The sequence below is a fragment of the Oryzibacillus soli genome (genome assembly GCF_051594765.1).
In the GTDB taxonomy this organism is placed as follows: Bacteria; Bacillota; Bacilli; order Paenibacillales; family NBRC-103111; genus Paenibacillus_AR.
In genome coordinates, this window is the sequence record NZ_JBPPGJ010000033.1 from 1 (window position 1) to 20,480 (window position 20,480).

Annotated in this window: 10 protein-coding genes and 1 pseudogene; 9 read left to right on the plus strand and 2 right to left on the minus strand. The window is 45.0% G+C overall.

The window, feature by feature from the left end:
• Positions 1-279: transposase (locus ACSEXW_RS27145; protein ID WP_438449313.1), on the minus strand; the 279-nt coding region annotated here is incomplete at its 3' end.
• A gap of 64 nt (positions 280-343) precedes the next feature.
• A pseudogene (locus ACSEXW_RS27150) lies at positions 344-1,297 on the minus strand (IS256 family transposase).
• A 402-nt stretch (positions 1,298-1,699) separates the two neighbouring features.
• On the opposite strand from ACSEXW_RS27150, the gene ACSEXW_RS27155 reads away from it, so the two are divergent.
• The 9 genes from ACSEXW_RS27155 (at position 1,700) to ACSEXW_RS27195 (ending at position 20,189) form a co-directional block, all read left to right on the plus strand.
• Positions 1,700-2,620, plus strand: coding sequence for an ABC transporter permease subunit (locus tag ACSEXW_RS27155; RefSeq protein WP_438449314.1), 921 nt, complete (start codon positions 1,700-1,702; stop codon positions 2,618-2,620).
• On the plus strand, positions 2,617-3,585 hold the full coding sequence (locus tag ACSEXW_RS27160) for a carbohydrate ABC transporter permease (protein WP_438449315.1): 969 nt from the start codon (positions 2,617-2,619) through the stop codon (positions 3,583-3,585). Before ACSEXW_RS27155 ends, ACSEXW_RS27160 begins: the two co-directional genes overlap by 4 nt.
• A 43-nt stretch (positions 3,586-3,628) precedes the next feature.
• Entirely contained in the window at positions 3,629-5,431 is a 1,803-nt protein-coding gene (locus ACSEXW_RS27165; RefSeq protein ID WP_438449316.1) for a type 2 periplasmic-binding domain-containing protein, read from the plus strand.
• A 143-nt stretch (positions 5,432-5,574) separates the two neighbouring features.
• Positions 5,575-7,296, plus strand: coding sequence for an extracellular solute-binding protein (locus tag ACSEXW_RS27170; protein WP_438449317.1), 1,722 nt, complete (start codon positions 5,575-5,577; stop codon positions 7,294-7,296).
• A 46-nt stretch (positions 7,297-7,342) separates the two neighbouring features.
• Entirely contained in the window at positions 7,343-9,112 is a 1,770-nt protein-coding gene (locus tag ACSEXW_RS27175) for a sensor histidine kinase (RefSeq protein ID WP_438449318.1), read from the plus strand.
• A complete protein-coding gene (locus ACSEXW_RS27180; protein ID WP_438449319.1) occupies positions 9,087-10,703 on the plus strand; it encodes a response regulator transcription factor in 1,617 nt (538 codons plus the stop codon). Before ACSEXW_RS27175 ends, ACSEXW_RS27180 begins: the two co-directional genes overlap by 26 nt.
• A 667-nt stretch (positions 10,704-11,370) precedes the next feature.
• Entirely contained in the window at positions 11,371-14,175 is a 2,805-nt protein-coding gene (locus ACSEXW_RS27185; RefSeq protein ID WP_438449320.1) for a GBS Bsp-like repeat-containing protein, read from the plus strand.
• 18 nt (positions 14,176-14,193) lie between these two features.
• A complete protein-coding gene (locus ACSEXW_RS27190; protein WP_438449321.1) occupies positions 14,194-19,851 on the plus strand; it encodes a polymorphic toxin-type HINT domain-containing protein in 5,658 nt (1,885 codons plus the stop codon).
• A gap of 38 nt (positions 19,852-19,889) precedes the next feature.
• Entirely contained in the window at positions 19,890-20,189 is a 300-nt protein-coding gene (locus ACSEXW_RS27195; protein ID WP_438449322.1) for a hypothetical protein, read from the plus strand.
• The last annotated feature ends 291 nt before the right edge of the window (positions 20,190-20,480 follow it).

Here is a 20,480-nt window from a genome sequence, read left to right on the forward strand (position 1 = left end):
CTCGCCGTTACGGTCGCGTGGGACCTGGATCTCCATCTCACCGTATTCGCTCGTCACCGTTTTCTTTGTCTTCCCATTGCGGCTGTTAGAGGTTGCCTTGCTTTTCAAATCGTGCTTTTCGTATCCAAGCTCCGTGTCGAGTTCGGCCTCTAGCATGGACTGAAGCGTCTCTGCAAACAATTCCTTGAGTGCAGACTGCACGTCACCCATGGTCTTCAGATTATTCTCCTTTACGAATGCCTTCACCTGTTCTTTACTAAACCGTGCCACCTGTGTCATCCTCTCAAACCGACCTTTCCTTCTAGTTTACTAGATTTGGTCCTGAGAGTTTACACAGAATATTTTACAGACTCTTTTGAACCCGGCCTGTCCATTTCCGAACCAAGCCCATGGTGGATAGATAGAGCATCTTGAGCAGCGCTTCGTCGGAGGGGAAAATACTTTTCCCTTTCGTGACTTTGCGGAGTTGGCGATGGTAGCTCTCGATGATATTGGTTGTATAGATCAACTTACGAATCTCCGGGGGATATTTGAAGAACTAGCAAGCTCGTCCCAATTGTTGCGCCAGGAACGGATAATGAGCGGGTACTTGGTTCCCCAGGCCGCTTCGAAGCGGTCCAGTTCGACTAAGGCTGCCTCGTCTGTAGCGGCTTTGTAGATCGGCTTTAAGTCCGCTGTAACCTTCTTCAAGTCCTTGTAGGACACGTACCGCGTGGAATTCCGGATTTGGTGGATGATGCACTTTTGGATCTCGGTCTTCGGATAACAGGCAGTAATCGCTTGAGAGAAGCCCATCAGGTTGTCCACACAGGTGATGAGGATGTCTTGAACACCGCGGTTTTTGAGGTCGTTGAGAACACTGAGCCAGAACTTCGCGGATTCGTTCTCGCCGATCCACATGCCCAGCACGTCCTTGTTACCGTCCAAGTCAATCCCGATGACCATGTAGGCTGCTTTGTTGACAATTGCTCCATCCTGCTTGACCTTAAAGTGAATGGCGTCCAGGAATACCACGGCGTACACGCCTTGCAACGGACGGTTTTGCCACTCTTTGATCAGGGGAACGATTTAAATGGTCCTGAATGTCACGAGTACTCACGCCCTTGGCGTACATGGCGATAATCTGGTCCTCGATACCCGTCACATTCGACTGATGCTTCTTCACGATCATAGGCTCAAACTCGCCGTTGCGATCACGCGGAACTTGGATCTCCATTTCACCATATTCACTGGTAATGGTCTTCTTGGACTTGCCGTTACGGCTGTTAGTGGTGGACTTGTTCTTCGCATCGTGCATGGCTGGATTGCACCTATATCACTGTTTATTGGTTTTTTCAAACACCAAATTAGGATTTATGAAATCCATAACACGGGATGGTGGTATGACCTAGGTTTCTACGTCGCTGTAATCAGTTGTTTTGGCGGGCTTTCTCTATCTCGACGTAAAAACATAAACAAAGACAGTAAGCGATACCAATAATAGATCCGCTTGCAAGAATGGCGGCGCGAGGACATTTCCTTAGCGTCGTCATTTTTTTATTTGAGTCTCCCTCCCGAGGGAAGAACATGAAAGGTGTAAACGATGGTTAAGTAAGTAAAAAGATGCGCGTTGTTTGGACATTTCCAGCCTGTATATAATGAAAACGCAATCATTTGGAAACGTATGCGCTTCATACTTTAGGAGACGAGGGGTGATACGGTGCAAACGCAATCTTACAGCATGAGAAGCCATTCCATACGTAAATTTCTTTACATCCTGCCGTTCATGATGATGCTTGGCGTTTTTGCCTACTACCCGCTTTACGGCTGGGTTTATGCCTTCTTTGATTATATGCCGCCGATTCCGCTATCTGAGTCCCCGTTTGTCGGGTTCAAGTGGTTTCATTCCTTAATCGAGAACCAGGTGAAGATCGATCAGCTGCTGAAGGTCATCAAGAACACGTTTGGAATGAGCGGCATGAGCCTGCTCTTCTCCTGGCTTCCCATGATTTTTGCCATCTTCCTGGCAGAGATCAAAGCCGTCCGCTTTCGGAAGTTCATTCAGACGGTCACCACTCTTCCTAACTTCATCAGCTGGGTATTGGTCTATTCGCTGGCCTTCTCCATGTTCTCCAGTGAAGGGGTTGTCAATGGCCTGTTGAAGCAGCTGGGGCTGATCGATTCTCCGGTTTTACTCCTCCAGAACTCCGACCATGTGTGGTTGGCCATGTGGATGTGGACGACCTGGAAAGCATTAGGCTGGTCGGCCATCCTATATATTGCGGCGATTATGGGAATCGACGATTCCCTTTATGAAGCAGCCTATGTAGACGGCGCGACAAGAATGCAGGTGATCCGCCACGTCGTTCTGCCGAGTATGCTGCCGACCTATTTTGTCTTGTTGATGCTGCAAATCGCGAGCTTCCTGAATAATGGCTTGGAGCAATACTTCGTCTTCCAGAACGCCTTTAACAAAGACAGTATCCAGGTTCTGGACCTATACGTTTACAACCTGGCCATGGGAGGCGGCAGCTACTCCGTTTCCGTCGCGATCAGCATGCTGAAGAGCTTAATTAGCGTCGTGCTTCTCTTTTCGGTGAACGGACTATCCAAATGGGTAAGGGGAGAGAGCATCATATGAGCGACACCGCAGCCGAGCTGATGCCGCATGAGCCAGCTCATCGCAGCCGACTGGATCAAAAAATGAAGTATCAGGTCGGCCCGACGGACAAATTGATTTCGGTTCTAATCTATGTCCTGTTCTCTCTCTATGCTTTTATCTGCGTGTATCCCTTTTATTCGATCATCATTAATACCATAAGCGCCAACGATATCAGCGCAAGAGGGGATGTCGTGTTTTATCCGAAGCATATCCACTTCCAGAACTATATCGACGTATTCAAGATCCCGGGGCTGGGGACTGCGGCGCTCGTCTCATTGGGAAGAACGGTGATCGGAACGACGTTGACGGTCGGGGCTTCCGCCTTCCTGGGATTTATGTTTACCCAAGAGGATATGTGGGGGCGGAAATACTGGTATCGATTCACGGTCATCACGATGTTTTTCAATGCCGGGATCATTCCATGGTATTTGACCATGAAATCTCTGCACCTGACCAATAACTTTATGGCCTATGTTTTGCCGACGATCGTCGCTCCCTTCTTCATCATATTGGTCAAAACGTTCGTAGAATCGACGCCGAAGGAATTGCAGCAGGCGGCCAGCATCGACGGAGCCGGGACCATCACCATCTTCTTCAAGGTTATCCTGCCCATATGCAAGCCTATATTGGCAACCGTTGCCATCTTCGCTGCGGTGGATCAGTGGAATTCGTTCCAGGATACGCTGCTGCTGATGACAGACAGCAAACTCTACAGCTTGCAATTTATTCTCTACAACTACATTAATCAGGCGAGCTCCTTATCGACCATGGTCAATCTGCAGAACGCCGGTTCGACGGCCATGGCCAGTCTGGCGACCAAACAGACGACGACTTCCATCCGAATGACGGTGACCATAATTGTCGTGGCGCCCATTCTGCTGATTTATCCGATTTTCCAAAGGTTCTTTGTGAAAGGAATTATGATCGGCGCCGTGAAAGGTTGATCCGCACCATTCTAATACATTAACCAGATGTGGGGGATTACACATGAACAATAGCAGGAAAGTCGTTAAGAAATCGATGGTGGCAACGTTGGCCAGTCTCTTCTTGGCAGCGGTTGCATTGACTGGGTGCAATAGCGATTCCAAGAATACGCAGGCATCCAGCGAGCCGTCCGGCTCCGTCACGGGGACGGCGACGGCGACGTCGACACCCCAGGCCGGCACAGCGATCGATCACAGCAAACCACTGACCATTACCGTGTTCGACAATGCGGCCAATTACCAAGGAGACCAGCCGGGGTGGTATGCAAAGCTTCTCAAGGATAAGTTCAACATCACGCTGAACATTTTAGCTCCGCAGGTTGCCGGCGATCAATTATACAAGACAAGATCAGCAGCAGGAAACCTGGGAGATCTTCTGATTATCGATAACAGTCAGTTGGAAGAACTTATTCCGGCCGGTCTCATAATGGATATCACGGATAAGGTCAAGAATACGAAGTACCTGTCCAAATATGTGGACAATCATTTCAAGCCTTTCAATAAGGCATTTGACAAAGTAAATCCGCAAGGCAAGATTTATGCGATGCCGACTTTCGAAGCAGATACTTCGCCAACGACTTTCTCGGAAGAGCTCCCTTACTCCAGCCCGATTATGCCTTGGGATTATTACAAGGGAGTAGGAGCCCCCAAGCTGAACAATCTGACGGATCTTCTGAATGTCCTGAAGCAAATGCAACAAAAGTATCCCAAGACGCCGGACGGTAAACCGATCGTTCCGATCACCTTGTGGAAGGACTGGGACGGCGGAGGTATGGAAAATGTACGCTGGTTGAGCAACTGGTACGGTTATGAGCAGCCGGACGGTACCACTACGATCCAGTTGAATGCCAAAGGCGACATCGTTCCGCTCGTCGATGACAACAGTATGTATAAGAAGATTCTGCAATTCTATTTTACTGCCAATCAGATGGGTCTGGTTGACCCTGACTCGCCATCCCAAGATTGGAACAAAGTAGCTGAAAAACTGACCAACAAACAGGTACTTCTCTTGTGGTACTCTTGGCAAAGAGGGTTCTACAATACAATCGAAAGAGGGAAGAACGGTGACGGTAATGTAGCTGTTCCGATCGCTGACACTCGACTCATTCAGAGCAGCGATGCTTATTACGGCAACGGAAGAGTATTTGCTCTCGGTTCAAAAGCCAAGGAACCTGAAAGGATCATGGAGTTCCTGGATTGGATGGTTTCTCCTGAAGGGCTGCGCTACTATACGAACGGATTTGAAGGCTTCAATTATGTGAAGACGGCAGACGGCAAATATAAGCTGACCGAAGTCGGCCAAACCGCCTTCCAGAAAAATACACCGGTCCCTGCACAATATGGAGGCGGGGGATACCAGGATGGTCAAAGCAAGATTAACAGCATGATCATGAGCGATTTCGTCAAAGACCCGGATACAGGGGAATTCTATAACAACACGTACTGGAGCAGCACGGTCGAAGCGAACAAGACCGCTCTAACGACGGATTGGCAGAAGACCTATAACGCAACGAACGCAACAGATTACTACCTGAAAAACAATATGATTGATATCGTACCCAATATCAACACAAGCCTCGGAAGCGATTCATCGGAAATAAAAAATAAACGCAGCCAGATTTCAAACTACGTCAAGAACACATCCTGGAAAATGGTATTCGCAAAGAATCAAGCGGAATTCGACCAGCTGTGGGCGAAGATGAAGAAGGATGTTGAAGGGCTCGGCTGGAATGACGTCGTTGCCGTTGATACCGCTAAGGCACAGAAAATCGTAAAAATGCGTGCCGAAGCACGAGCTAGCAAGTAAACGATAAGATTCACTCATGCGGGAGGGGGAAGGGTATCCTAAGGATATCCCCCCTCTGTTTTTATTGAACCAGTTGATTGCGCTTGCCTTTCCCGCCAGCCTATAATGAAAGCGTAGCCAAAACAACGATAAAGGGGATGAACATGAACAGAGGAAAGGTCCTTTCGATTCTGAGGTTGGGCACGCTTCTGTTTCTTACTTCGGCGCTTATGGCTTGCAACGGCAACAACGACGATAACACGACAGCAGCCCGTTCCCCTGCCCGTTCGGCGGGAAGCGCCGGCGGTCCGGATCCGGCGGCGGATCCCCTAGGCAAGTACGACCCGCCGATCGAGATCACGACCGTGCGTAATCTAAGTGAGATCGTCGTAAACAATGTCCTGGGAGTGTTGAAGGATGAGACGCTGGAGGATAACCGGTGGTCTCGACTGTACGAAGACAAGCTCGGCATCAAGATCAAGTACAACTGGATCATTAAAGGCGACGATACGTCGGATCAATATTTGCAGAAGATGAATGTCATGCTGGCTTCAGGCGACGAACCGGATGTCATTCCGGTAAATGCCACCCAGCTCAAGCAGCTTGCTGATTCGAATCAAATCGAAGACATGACGTCCATTTACCAGCAATATGCTTCTCCGCTGCTCAAGAAAGTGCTGTCTGAAGAGGGTTCCGGACCATTCAACGCAGCAACGTTCGACGGCAAGCTGATGGCCATCCCGCAGACAGGGTCATCGATCGAACAAGCGCAGTTTGTATGGATTCGAACGGACTGGCTGGATACATTAGGCTTGCTTCCCCCAAAGACGATAGACGATGTCCTAACCATCTCCAGGGCATTTACCGAGCAGGATCCTGATGGCAACCACAAGAAGGATACCTATGGTCTCGCCATCACGAAGGATCTGTGGGGGGGAGTGATGGGACTCGAGGGCTTCATGGCCGGCTACGGGGCGTACCCGAACATCTGGCTGGAGGACTCGTCAGGCAAGCTGGTGTACGGCAGCGTTCAACCGGAGATGAAGGCATCGCTTCATGCCCTGCAAGCGATGTACAAAAACGGAGAGCTGGACCAAGAGTTCGGCGTCAAGGACGGCAGCAAGATATCAGAGGTCATCTCGAACGGCAAGATCGGCATGGAATACGGTCAGCAATGGAATTCCATCTGGCCGCTGCAGTTGAATAAAAACAAAGAACCGAGCGCCCAATGGCGTGCGTTCCCGATCGTCTCGGAATCCGGCGATCTGGCGAGGATACCGCTTAAGTTCAACACGACGAAGTTTTTCGCCGTCCGTAAGGGTGCTGCGCATCCGGAGGCTGTCATTAAGCTGTTCAACATGCATGTGGAGAAGAACTGGGGAGAGACCCAGGAGAACGATTACTATTATGTCCCTCCGGATGCGGAAAGCGTATGGCAGCTGTCCTCGGTCCAGCCTGCCCCGACCAAGAAGAATCTGGAGTTGTTCAGAACGTTGGACGAAGTACGCAAGACGGGCGACCCATCGAAGTTGACCGGCGAAGCGAGGGCAATCCAGCAGAAGCTGGATGCTTTCGTATCCGGTTCGAAGAGAGGCTTCGCACTGTGGGGCTGGGAACGCATCTACGGACCCGAAGGGGCAGAGGGCGTGCTCGATCAATACGACAAGAACCATCAATTCCTCCTCGATAAATTCGCCGGAGCACCAACGGCCACGATGATGGAACGGCAATCGATACTGGAGAAAATACAAAACGAAGTGATCGTGAAGATCATTCTTGGCGCTCCGATTGATGAATTCGACCGTTTCGTAGAGGATTGGAACAAGCTTGGCGGCGAACAGATTACGAAGGAAGTCAACGATTTTTACACATCCATGAAGAAGTAAATGGGTTCAAGTCCTGAACACTTTGATTACAGGTTGGGGGTGAGCAATGTTCAAAACAACGATGTTTTCCATTCGCAACACCTTGTTTCTTCGTTTATTTTCAACATTTCTGCTTATCCTAATGCCTCTGATCGTTCTGGGTATCTACCTCTATCAGTGGTCGGTTCACACGGCGAGAGAAGATATCGCCAAGACGGCGGCATCCCAAACGGCGTTCTACCTGAGTGATCTGGAGAACGAGATCGAGAGAATCAAGCTGATGCAATTCGGCCTGCTTGAAGACGAGGATCTGAACAAGCTGTCTCTTCTCTGGAATCGAATGGGAATCATCCAAAAGACAGATATGATCAATTCGTTGCGCAATCGTCTCTATCTGATTCATAACAGCAGCAAGTATATTAAAGAAGTATGCGTTTACATACGTCCAATCGAACGCATGATATCATCAGTCGACGGCGAAAGTCTACTCGATGAGGTGCGGTATGACGCCATTCGCTCCGTATACGGAAGCCGGAATACCCGAATCATCGAGTGGAGGAACGGACTGTATCTCAGCGCGGCGAAGCCGAGCGGCAGCCCGAAGGGGCAGCCCTTATTCGTCGTCGGAATCGAATTGGATCAGCAGAAGCTGAAGGAGGCGCTGGCCCAGTTCAACACCTATCCGGGAAGCGGCACTCTGCTCGTCTCATCGAACGGCGGGGTCCGGCTCGCGAGCGGTTCTGTTGTGTCCTTTCTAAGTGAGGCTTCCTCATCCATCGTACAACGAAAGACTTCCGACAACTACGGTGAAGCCCGCAAATTCGGCGAGCATTGGTACTACACGGTCTACGCGGAGTCAAGCAAGTTGAATTTAGCCATTTACCGGTTCATTCCATCGGAGGTCATCCGCAAGCCTCTAGACAAGTTCTATGTGTGGGCCTGGCTATTCGCCGCCGCAGCGTTGGTCATCATCGGCCTATACGCGATGTCGACGTATAAATTCATTCATAAGCCGCTGCTTCAGCTCGTCAAGAGTTTCCGTCGCGTTGAGAACGGCGACCTGGACCAGATGATCACACATGCGTCCAAGGATGAATTCGGCTATTTGTACAACCGATTTAATCAGATGGTCGAGAACCTACGTTCCTTGATTGATCAGGCCTACCGTCAGAAGCTCATGGCTCAGCGGGCTGAGCTGAAGCAGCTTCAATCACAGATTAACCCTCATTTTTTGTTCAACAGTTTGTTTATCCTGAGCACGATGGCCCGCTCGAAAGATATGGATCGGGTCGAGCAATTTACGATTCAACTCGGTGAATACTTCCGATTCGTGACTCGCAGCGCCTCCGATGAGATTTCGCTCGCACAGGAGATTTATCATGCCCGTACCTATTCGGATATTCAGCTTCTTCGTTTCTCCAGGCGCATTCGAGCTCAGTTCGAAGATCTTCCAGAGGAAGCTGGGCGCGCGAAGGTTCCGCGGTTGATCGTCCAGCCGATTATCGAGAATGCGTTCGAGCACAGCCTGGAGCGCAAGGAAGAGAACGGGTTGATCGTCGTCCGCTTCGAGAGCGGAGAGGATGAATTCCGCATCATCGTTGAGGACAATGGAGAAGACCTGACGGATGAGAAGCTGATTGACATAACGATGGCCTTGGCGAACCGGGACGAAAACGTGGAGACCACGGGAATGGTCAATATACATCGCCGCTTGGCGATAACATTCGGCGAACGAGGTGGAATAGGAGTCACCCGCAGCGAGCTCGGTGGACTTCAAGTGACGCTTCACATCCCCTGGAAGGAGTGGGCCGATGTACCGATTGCTGATTGTGGATGATGAAGAAATGATAACCGACGGCTTGTACGATACACTCGCAGGATGCAATATGGGATTGGATCTGTGCAAGGCTTATTCCGGCAAGGAGGCTCTGGGCTGGCTTCATCGAACCCGGATCGACATCGTACTGTCCGACATTCGAATGCCCAGGATCGACGGCATGCAGCTCCTGTCCATCATCAAGCAGAATTGGCCGCATTGCCGGGTCATCTTCCTGACCGGCTACAGCGATTTTGACACCGTGTATCAAGCGATTCAGTCGCCCGGCGTTCAATACCTGCTCAAGAGTGAAGGGTATCCGAAGGTCATTCAAGCGATTGGCGAAGCGGTGGCTGAGCTGGACGACAGCCTGCGTCGAAACGAGCTGCTCCGGCAGGCGCAGGAAAAGCTGAACACGCTGGAGGTGTTGGCACGCGGCGAGTACTTCCGATATCTGCTTCATGGAGTGAAGCCGGCGCTGAGCCTGGAAGAGGACTTCTGTAAGCTGAATATCCTGCTTGATCCCGGCAGGCCGGTTTATGTGGCAAAGGGGGATTTATCTTTTCCTTCAACTGCCGTGTCGTCTTACGCCGATCGACAGGGTTCGGCTTTGGCCGTAACGATGATGGCCGAGAGCTTCCTGTCCGGTCTTGCCCGTTGCCTAGGAATGATCGATCGCTTCGGAGATCCGGTCTGGTTGATCCAACCGTTGGCCGAACGAATGGGGGGGAACGTAGCGGAGGAAGGCACGCCCATCCTTCCTTACCTGGAGGGCCAATTCGAACTGATCCAACAAGCGTGCTTGGAGAGTCTTGAACTTTCCGTCGCCGTAACGCTGGGGGACCGGCCATCTGATTGGATGAAGCTGTCTTCAACCTATGATAAATTGAGGCGGAAACGACAGACGAGAACTGGCGATGGCGCTCAAATGGTGCAGACGGTGAGCCTGGAAGCTTCATGCTGCGCGAAGATGCGTTCGCCGCGGGACAAATCGGACGCGTTGGCCGCACATCTGGATGCCGGTAGACGCAACGAATTTCTTCTGATCATGGAAGAACTTACGGAGTCGGAGCGGGACAATGCCGCGCCATACCTATTGGAGCTGTATTATTCGATCTCGCTTGTTCTGTTGTCCTATATTAACCAGTGGGAGCTGGAGGATCAGGTGACAGGTGTCTCCACCCTCATGCGCCGTGACGAATTCGCGTCGTGGGAGGAAGCGTTCCAATTCCTTCGAATGACGGCGGAGACGCTATTCGAGCTAAGGCGCTCCAGCGAACGCAACCGCGCGGCCGAAGCGATCTGGAAGGTTTGCACGTATATCGAGGAACATCTTGAAGAAGATCTTTCGCTGGTCCGTCTTGCCGGTTACATCCATTTCAATCCGTCGTATTTATCACGTCTGTTCAAGCAAGAGTGCGGCGTCAATCTGTCCGACTATATTGAAGCCGCCCGGATCGAGAAGGCCAAGGAGATGCTAAGGAACGGGGAATGGAAGGTGCTGGAGGTTGGGGCCCGAGTTGGTTATGAGTCTTCCCAATCGTTCACCCGTTTTTTCAAGAAGGCGATGGGCGTATCTCCTCAGGAATATCGGGAAGCTTCAAGAAAGTAACGAGATCCTTTCTACCTGGGGAATCAACGAAATCTTTCGTTAAATCGAACGCTATTCCATGTTGCTTGCTTCAAAGTTTGTCTGTGCATATTTATACATAACGTGAATTATTACGCAATATATTTCTTGTATTTTATCTAATTTCTGAAACAAACAGTCATTTCCGCCGCGGCGGCCTATAAAAAAATCTAATCCATTCTGGAACAGCAAAAACGGAGCCGCGCGGCATTTCGGGCTTCGCTTCCCATTAATTCTGGAATATCACACTCTCTCTTCTAGATGTTAATGATAAACTATTTCATTTATTAATAAGACGTAATAAAATAAATGATTAAAATTATGGAAGCAGTATTCAAACCCAATGGAGTTTGAATACTGCTTCTTTTCTTATTTTTCCATTTCCAAGTTCGGAACTATTATGTAGTGAGGCAACGCACGAATATTCCAACTTTACCAATAAACGACACAAGGGTCCTACATAATATTGTATGGATCAATTTATACATTTTTACAAATCGACATAAAACTACATTATATTTTACTGATTTGGAGGCGCGGAGTTGTTATATTGTATATTGTTGGAATTAAAAATAGAAAGGAGTCGATTCGCATGGAAAAACACGTGTAATTTTGACGTGAAGTATCAAATATCGAAAGGGTGAATGAAATGATTCGAAAAGTCCTGCTTCAATTTGTATGTATTGTATTGGTTTTTGTTTATACCATTCCTACAACAAGTTATGCTAATTCCACAGCTCTTGTACAAACAACCAACGTACAAGGCAACTTTAAACTTCCAAAGGGTCTCGTCGAAGTTGTTGATAAGAGGACGCGTAATACTAAACTCTTTCAACGACCTGATGGAACTTACCAAGTAGAAATTCATTTTGATGATATTCATTACGAAGATTCCAATGGAAAATGGCATGATATTAACACGAAAATAGTAGATGAAGCAGATATTGATCCTGCTGTTATGTCGCTCCCTAAAGAAATAGATAAAGAAATTTGTGCCGTAACAAGACAAATGCAACAGAAATCAAAACGAAGTAATATCCAACGAGCTTCAACAAATTATCGAGTATTGGGAGTACCGTTTGAGGTGAAGCTTCCCAAGCGGATTCAAGATGGTTACTCATTAGGTAAAGGTCAAGATCAGTTGACCTTTAAACCAGTAATGCAAGGACACATATCAAGCGTGACAAATTCGGTATATTCGGTTATGAATATGACCAGTAAGGAACCTAATGTCTCTAGGCTAAACGAAAATGGACTAATATACCATGGTGTTTGGCAGAATACAGATATTGAGTTGCAAGTACTCTCGTATGGCTTGAAAGAAAGCATCATCTTACAAACTAATGATGCGCCTAAATCGTTTTCATTTGAGGTGGAAGGAGCTCTTAATTCCAGTTTGCGAGCAGGCGAATTGCAATTACAACCTGCGTGGCTTGTAGATGCAAAAGGCGTGATACGTAATGTCGAACAAATCATTAGGTATGAAGATAACCGAATGTACATTGATCTTGTACCAGATACATCTGGTCTTGACTATCCTATTACCATTGATCCTACTGTTGTTGTTAGTCCCTATGAATCTTGGGAATATTTCAATGACAATAGTTCCGATACAACTTATTGGAGGCCAACCATCCGTCAATATTTAACTTCCATGACTGATGATGGTGGCGATAACATTACGGAATCCGCCCTTAGAATTGATTTAAGCAACATACCCCAAAACGCAACTATATTAAATGCTAACTTGTACACCTATATATATTCAAGTTTACCAGGAGAGACAACACAAATAGGCAAGAGGGTATTTTTACCCAATCGTACAATTGGTAATGAAGGTTCCTATGTTCAAATCAAAATTCCAGCTGGAAACCGGTTCTCGGATGTAAATACTGATATCACAAACTTTATTAAAGACATGAGGACATATGGCGGAAACGGTATTTATTTTTTAAGATCCCCTGAATCAACGATTCTTGCTAATTATACATTTACAGACGCTTCTAAAAGACCTTCTGTAACAATCGTATATAATGTGAATCCTAATGCTCCAGGGGCACTATCACCAAACGGTACAAATACGTCACCAGCAATAATAACTAGTTCGATACCGACATTAGCATGGAGTTTTACTGACCCTGATAGCGGAAATTATCAAACCCAATATCAAATCCAAATATACCAAGATGGAACAGGTTCACTAGTACATGATTCTGGTATTGTAACTTCTGGAACAAGTTCTTACACCGTACCGAGTGGGATTTTGGTAAGAGGATATACATATCGATGGCAGGTTCGTACATGGGATAATAGTGGATTTGCTTCAACGTATTCGAATTATGCCTATTTTAGATTGAATAGTTTGCCGATTGCCTCCATAACTTCTTACACCGATGGACAACAAATTAACGATAACGTGATTACTCTATCTTGGAATTATTCAGATAGTGATAATCATGGACAAAAAATGTACCAAATCATTGGGTCAAAAGATAACTGGACATCATGGGCATACAATTCTGGGGAGGTTTCTTCTACCACTCAACAACATCAAACCATCGCACTTTCTTCTGGTGAGTGGGATTTTGGGGTGCGGGTTTGGGATGGTTATGAATGGTCGAATTGGTTTAATCGAAGTAATATATTTATTAACCCGTTACCGGACCGAGCAGCAACAGTTCTTTCCGATACGATCCCAACTACGATGGAAGCCGGTAAAACCTACAATGTGTCAATAACCGTTCGAAATGATGGGAAACTACCTTGGAACGAAACCACTTCATTTCGTTTAGGAGCCATTGGTGAAAGTGATCCATTCGCTACAGGGAGACAACTGATAGCAAATGGTCAAACTATTGAAACTGGCCAACAATACACGTTTAATTTTTCGATGAGTGCCCCGATAGGGGAGACTGGTATAGGAACTAAGATTACTGACTGGCGAATGGTTCAGGATAACGCAGCAATAGCATGGTTTGGTACGAGTTTGGAGAAAACGATTACCGTTGTCGATACGATAAAGCCAATTGCAACCTCCGTTAATGGACCAAGTATTGTATATAAAGGCAACAATATTTATGAAGTGTACGCATATGGAGTATCAGATAGTGGATCAAGTGTGAAAAGTGTAAAGTTCCCCACTTGGTCTGAGAAGAATGGACAAGATGATTTAGTTTGGCATGAAGGTGAAAATATCGGTGGCGGGACATGGAAAGCCACTATATCCTTCAAGGATCATAAAGGGGATGTCGGCCGATACATTACCGATGTTTATGCTTACGATTACGCTGGCAATAGTACTTTAGTCGGCAAAGTCACCCCCAAAATTTATGGTCCAAAGCAATACATTTATGATCAGCAGGGTAGACTCGATTATGTCATTTTACCTTATGGTGAAATACAGGATTACGAGTATGATGCAACTGGGAATTTGATCGGGATAACAATAAACTAAAGCACGAAGGAGAAAAAAATGCTTAGAAAAATAATCATTCTTTCACTAGCAATAGGTATGATTTTTACGAGCTTTCCAATTGCATCTTTTGCAGCTGAAGTCGGACCGAAAAACGCTTCAGCGTCTGTGACAAATGCAACTTACTCAGAACCTTTGAAAAATGACTATAGTGTAATTACTTCAGACAAGGTAAAAAAAATACACGAACAATTTTCATCAGAAATGCTCATGTTATCAGCATACTTTTACCCCGAGTTAACCACTGAGTTGAATCAGGACCAATTGAAGCTTGTTTTATCTTGGTCCGACATGGAGGCAAAGAAACAATTTGATAAGCTTTCACAGGATCAAGTTCAGGTATTACAAAGTTTGGCTCCGGTCGTGGTTGAACATTTTAATTGGAAACCAGAACGTGCTATGAAGAATAAGACGGAACGGAGTAAGACGAGACAAACGAATCAAATTACTACAAATGCACTTAATATAAATTCCACGATGCCTGCTGACAATTCCTTTACTTATAAAGACGAACAAAATGAATATAAGTATGTAAGCAAGACGGATCAACCTATCGATATGATCTACAGATCGAGTACACAACGGAATGTAGATCTCTTTCTTCAAGGTAAGCATGGTTTGGATTTACAATTAGTTCGCACGTATAACTCCTTACAATCAAAGGCAACACAGCCTATATTTGATCATACTGATGACAATGAAAGGATATGGTCTAAACCATCCTATAACCCGTATATGCAGTACCCTCGTAGTATCGCGGCAGGATGGACATTATCCTTACCTAAAGTAGAGGATAGCGATTGGATGAAGTTAAACTTCTTCCTAGAAGACGGATCTGTCTACGAGTTTAGATACGATCAACATAGCATGAAGTTCTACTTACATAGTCATGCCGATGAAAGTGCTAAGTTGACAATTATAAATGATAATACAACGCTGTACAGACCTAAATATTATATTGATCTTGATAATAATATTCGCTACGAATTCTTTAATGGAAGAACAACAAAAACAAATAAATACGGAGATAAAATAACATTTGATAACCAAGGAATCACGGATTCACTGAACCGGAGAATTGAAATATTGCGAAGTCCGGATATCTATAATCCAATAGTTGGGCTGCAAGTTAAAGATGCCTCTGGAAATGTTATTCGAAAAATGAGTTACGATGTTCAGAAAATAACTTCCACACAGAATTTGCGTTCTTATGCTGACGAGGGCGAAGATGAGATTATAGGGTATTTTGATTACCAAGGGTCCTATTACCAATTAAACATGGTAAAAGACGAAATTGAAAACAAAATCTTAAATTCCTACACGTATTATGAACGAGGTCCGGCACGTCATGCTAGTTTCTATCCGTACTTTTCCGAGTTTGATTATTTATTACTTAAAGAAGCGACGGATGATACCGGGTTTACTATGCAATATATGTATCAACCTTATGACAAAAATTGGTATACATATGCTACCGCCGACGAACGTACCTCGAGGCGAGGGACAGTTAATAATTATGTTAACGAAGATCATCCTTCCAATATAGTCAGCTATCATCCAGTAACCAAAGTTTTTTACAAATATACAAATGCGAGTAACGAACTGAAAATATTAGAACAATCGATTCAAGGGGAGACTTCTGTAGATCCCCAAATGAAAGATTATGTAAAGGGTGATGCCCATACAACTACAATCAAGACATTATACGGGGATTATACTAATACTGAATCAACGAGTTTCCTATCAACAGGAAGAACGTATAATATGCTTCGAAAGGAACGAACGATCGAAACACTGGACAATGGACTAAACTTCAACGATGATAACAAAACATATGGCATAACAAATCATGAGTATACGACCTATCAATACGACGATCTGAAGAGAAAACCATATTTAGTTAAAACGTTTGATGGCGGAAATCCGTCTGATCCACGACCACAAACGATCAAAGATTTTCTCATGTACGGTAACTCCCGAACGTTGCCCCTGAATCTGAACCAATATGCAGCATTGAATAAGATCGAGTACGATTCCGCGGGGCGTGTTATTTTCGAAGAGGATTCATACGGGAACAAGACCCAGTACGAATATTTAGGAAGGTATAATCAACTTTCTTACAAAAAGCAATCTTCAACTGACGGACTTACACAGTACGAAGAATATATGAGTTATGGCAATACCGTTCCTGGAGAATTAGCCTCGGTAAAAAAAGTGAGTACTTACCGGAACCCTGAGAATCAAGCGGAAGTTCGGACAGATACGCTACTAACGGAATATCTGGATTTCAATCTTGCTATTGCTCAACCAACTTTGGTTAGAGAGACAACATCTGGCTTCCAATTTAGTAATCAAGGGCAGACGCTTACTCGGAAATTGGAGTATGATCCTAACGGTCTCTTCGTGACCAAAGAAACGACCCAGGTTACCCTTTCCGACGGACAACCTGCCAGTGCAATCACCATGCTCTATCAATATGATACAAGGGATAGATTGAAGGAACAGACCTATCCGGATGGAAGTAAAGCGAATTACCAATACGATAATAAAGATCGAATGACTTCTGTTACGTTTACACCTTCGCCATCAACTCCGGGGCCGGAACGAACAACTACTTATACCTATAATGATTCCATGCGGCAAGTGACCAAGACATTACCAGACGGGGAAAAGCTGCTAACAACGTATACACCTTATGGAGAGATTGAAGTTCAACAAAAAAATAAAGAAACTCATACTCGAACCATACTGAGAACTGTTACCGATTCCTCGGGCAAACTGATCAAAGAATCGATACCTTACGATAATGCATCCATGAAAACGAGTTATTTGTACGGAGGAAATGGTGCTGTTCAGACAGTAACAAGCCCGTTTGGTCAGCAGACACAGTATGCTTATGCTAATTATACGTATGACAATATAAGCGCATATTTACAAAACACGATACGGATTACTGAACCGGACGGCAGAGAACAATGGACGTACCAAGATAAAACGGGGAGGGTGACGAAACAGGTAGAAAAAAGCCCAACCAAAACCAGGACCACCTTACTGGCTTATAATCCTTTTGGTAAACTGTCACAAAAGCAAGTGAAAGCTGGTGATGTAACTCAAACTACCAATTACGGGTATGATGCATTAGGAAATCTCATCTACCTTAAGGACGAATTAGGGCAAGTATATACCTATCTCTACAATTATCTCGGACAACCTGTTGCACACTACATCAATGGCCAATTACAAAAGCAAACTTCGTATAATGAGATTGGATGGCCACTAACCAAGTCGAATACCGGCGGTGAGAAAGAACAATTCGTTTACCAGCTGAACGGTCTAGTGGCTCAATATACGGATAAAGCAGGTCAAATTCATGTTAATTCATACACACCGTATAATGAAGTTAATCGGGTATCCGTTCGGAATTCATCTGGAACGGAAATGTATTGGAAACAGAACAATTATGATCAGATGACACGGCTTGTCACTGGAATCACGACAAACGAGAATGAGTTATTATCCTTCAGTTACGATGATTGGAAACGGTTGAAAGGTGAGACGGTTGCAGGTAGAGACTATGCATTCGATTATGACAACTTCGACCGTTTGCATACCATTGTTTACCCGGGAGGAGAGACGACAACCTACGAATATGATGAGTTAAACCGGATCAAGCAGGTTTCATATCCGGATATGGGTAATGTAACACTGGAGTATAACATTTCACCGAACCAAAATCTCTATAAAGTGAACTATCCGAATAACCAATCGATTGTAAGAAAGTCAGACGCGTTCAAAGAGCTTGTGTCGGTGGAACATAGTAACAATACAACCCCGACTTGGACCACATCATATGCATATGACGGCTTTGGAAATATTCAATCCTATAATCAGAATGGAATCGTCTCAAGTTTTCAATACGACGGGTTAAATCGTATCAAGCAGGAACAAGTGCCTGGCAACACGAATACGTATTCGTATGATAGCCGCGGGAATCGTCAGACGCTAGAGTCTACCCAAGTTCCTATCGCTACTTCTAAGGGAAGTCTCAGCCTATCGTATAATGCGATTAACGAATTGATGACATACAACAATAATTCGGATACCTCAGCATCTTACACGTACTACGGTGATGGACTCCGCGCCACTAAAACAGTGAATGGCAACCTGACTCGTTTTGTCTACCTAAACGGCAGAGTACTCGATGAATTGGACGCGAATGGTAATGTTAAAGCTCGGAATGTGTGGGGAAATGAGTTGTTGTGGCGGAAGGACAGTACTCTCAATCAGGCAGGGTACTATTACTACAATGGTCATGGCGATGTCGTTTCAATCAAGGATAAGTCTGGTAGTGTTCTTAACACTTATGATTATGACATCTGGGGTAATATTCTGAGTAAGACGGAAGGTATTAACAATCCGTATCGTTATGCAGGCGAACCACAGGATGATGAGTCGGGCTTTATTTATTTAAGGGCGAGGTATTATGACCCGAGCACGGGGCGGTTTATTAATGAGGATACGTATGAAGGGGATATTACGAATCCACTGAGTTTGAATTTGTATACGTATGTAGGCAATAACCCATTAACACGTTTTGACCCAACGGGGCATGATTGGGCCGTTGATAAAGCATTGCCTTTATCTGATGCAGAGAGGGACATAATTTCACAAGCAACGATAGATTACGAAAATGCTATAGATGATGATGGACGGGCAGAGGCACATGCTAGAGCAATGGCTGTTAGAGACAAATACATCTCGCTTCAAAATTTAAAAGATTCTATAAGGGGATTGCAGGGAGAAGGTATACTTGATAACAATTTAAACTTTGCCACAGATATTTGTTCAAATATTTCAGAAGTTGAGTTAATCTATGCATTCGCGGGAACTTTGATAGATTCAAATCAATCAAAATTCCTGGCCGCATTCTCTAGAGATCAATCTGATTCGATCGCTGAAGGACTCGAGTATTTTTATGGAGAGTTGGTTTGCTTTACAGAAGATACTCTGATTGCAACAAAAGAGGGCAATAAAGTGATTAGTGACATTAAGGTGGGAGACGAGGTTTATTCTGAAAATGTTGATACTGGGGAAAAAGGACTTAAAAAGGTAACACAACTCTTTATTAAAGAATCTAAATTAATCGTCCGTATTCAAATTGAAAGTGAAGAAATCAAATCTACGCCCACGCACCCTTTTTGGATTAAAGGAAAGGGTTGGGTCAAGGCTGAGAATATAGTAACTGGAGATCGTGTTCAACTTTATTCAGGAGAGGAAGCGAATGTAAGATCCGTTATATTTGAATATTTAAAACAGCCTGTTAAAGTTTATAATTTTGAGGTCGAAGAGTGGCATACTTACTTTGTTTCAATCAAAAAAGTGCTTGTACACAATACTTGCTCTCAATTTAATAATACTACCACGCGAGGATTTTGGAAGGCATATGACAATCTTACACCAGAGTTGCAAAAAGCAGCAGTTAAGCAGTTTCAAATATTTAAACGGGATCCAAGTAATACATCTTTGAAGTTTGAAAAGATGCCTCAATATGGTAAAGATGTATGGTCGGCAAGGGTTAATAATGCATGGAGGGCAATGGGCAAAATGAAAGGAAATGTGATTGAATGGTATGATATCAACAAGCATTATGGAGATTAATTGAATTACATGATTATTTGAAAGGGAGATCTTCAAGTATGAGCTTTGATGGCAAAGATTGGATGGAAATATCAACCTACTTCGGTATATGTGAAAATAGCTTGCTAAACGAAGAAGACATCCTAAAAAAAACAAGAGAATTTCTTGGCAGCGCACTATATGATAGTGATGCGGAGGAAAAAGTTGCAGAAGTTATTAGAAATTTTTTGACAGCATTGTATACTCGGTGTAGCAAAGGCAAGCATACTGGACCTTTGTGGAAAGGACTTTTAGAGATAGAAGATAATTTTACACTTATAAAATATACATGTATTCTTCTTGAGCATATGTGGTATTAATTATTATATCGATACTGTTTGGATTAACAATAAGACAAGTCATTTCATGAACTATATTAACCCAGTTCCACCACAGGCGACTCACCCTCGCTTGTGGTTTTATTGAGTCTGTAAAATATTCTGTGTAAACTCTCAGAACCAAATCTAGTAAACTAGAAGGAAAGGTCGGTTTGAGAGGATGACACAAGTGGCACGGTTTAGTAAGGAACAGGTGAAGGCATTCGTCAAGGAGAATAACCTGAAGACCATGGATGACGTGCAATCTGCACTCAAGGAATTGTTTGCAGAGAC

Bases quoted from the DNA above. Each gene is read 5' to 3' on its own strand.
- ACSEXW_RS27160 (WP_438449315.1), top strand. From the start codon at position 2,617: ATGAGCGACACCGCAGCCGAGCTGATGCCGCATGAGCCAGCTCATCGC.
- ACSEXW_RS27165 (WP_438449316.1), top strand. From the start codon at position 3,629: ATGAACAATAGCAGGAAAGTCGTTAAGAAATCGATGGTGGCAACGTTG.
- ACSEXW_RS27170 (WP_438449317.1), top strand. From the start codon at position 5,575: ATGAACAGAGGAAAGGTCCTTTCGATTCTGAGGTTGGGCACGCTTCTG.
- ACSEXW_RS27175 (WP_438449318.1), top strand. From the start codon at position 7,343: ATGTTCAAAACAACGATGTTTTCCATTCGCAACACCTTGTTTCTTCGT.
- ACSEXW_RS27180 (WP_438449319.1), top strand. From the start codon at position 9,087: ATGTACCGATTGCTGATTGTGGATGATGAAGAAATGATAACCGACGGC.
- ACSEXW_RS27185 (WP_438449320.1), top strand. From the start codon at position 11,371: ATGATTCGAAAAGTCCTGCTTCAATTTGTATGTATTGTATTGGTTTTT.
- ACSEXW_RS27190 (WP_438449321.1), top strand. From the start codon at position 14,194: ATGCTTAGAAAAATAATCATTCTTTCACTAGCAATAGGTATGATTTTT.
- ACSEXW_RS27195 (WP_438449322.1), top strand. From the start codon at position 19,890: ATGAGCTTTGATGGCAAAGATTGGATGGAAATATCAACCTACTTCGGT.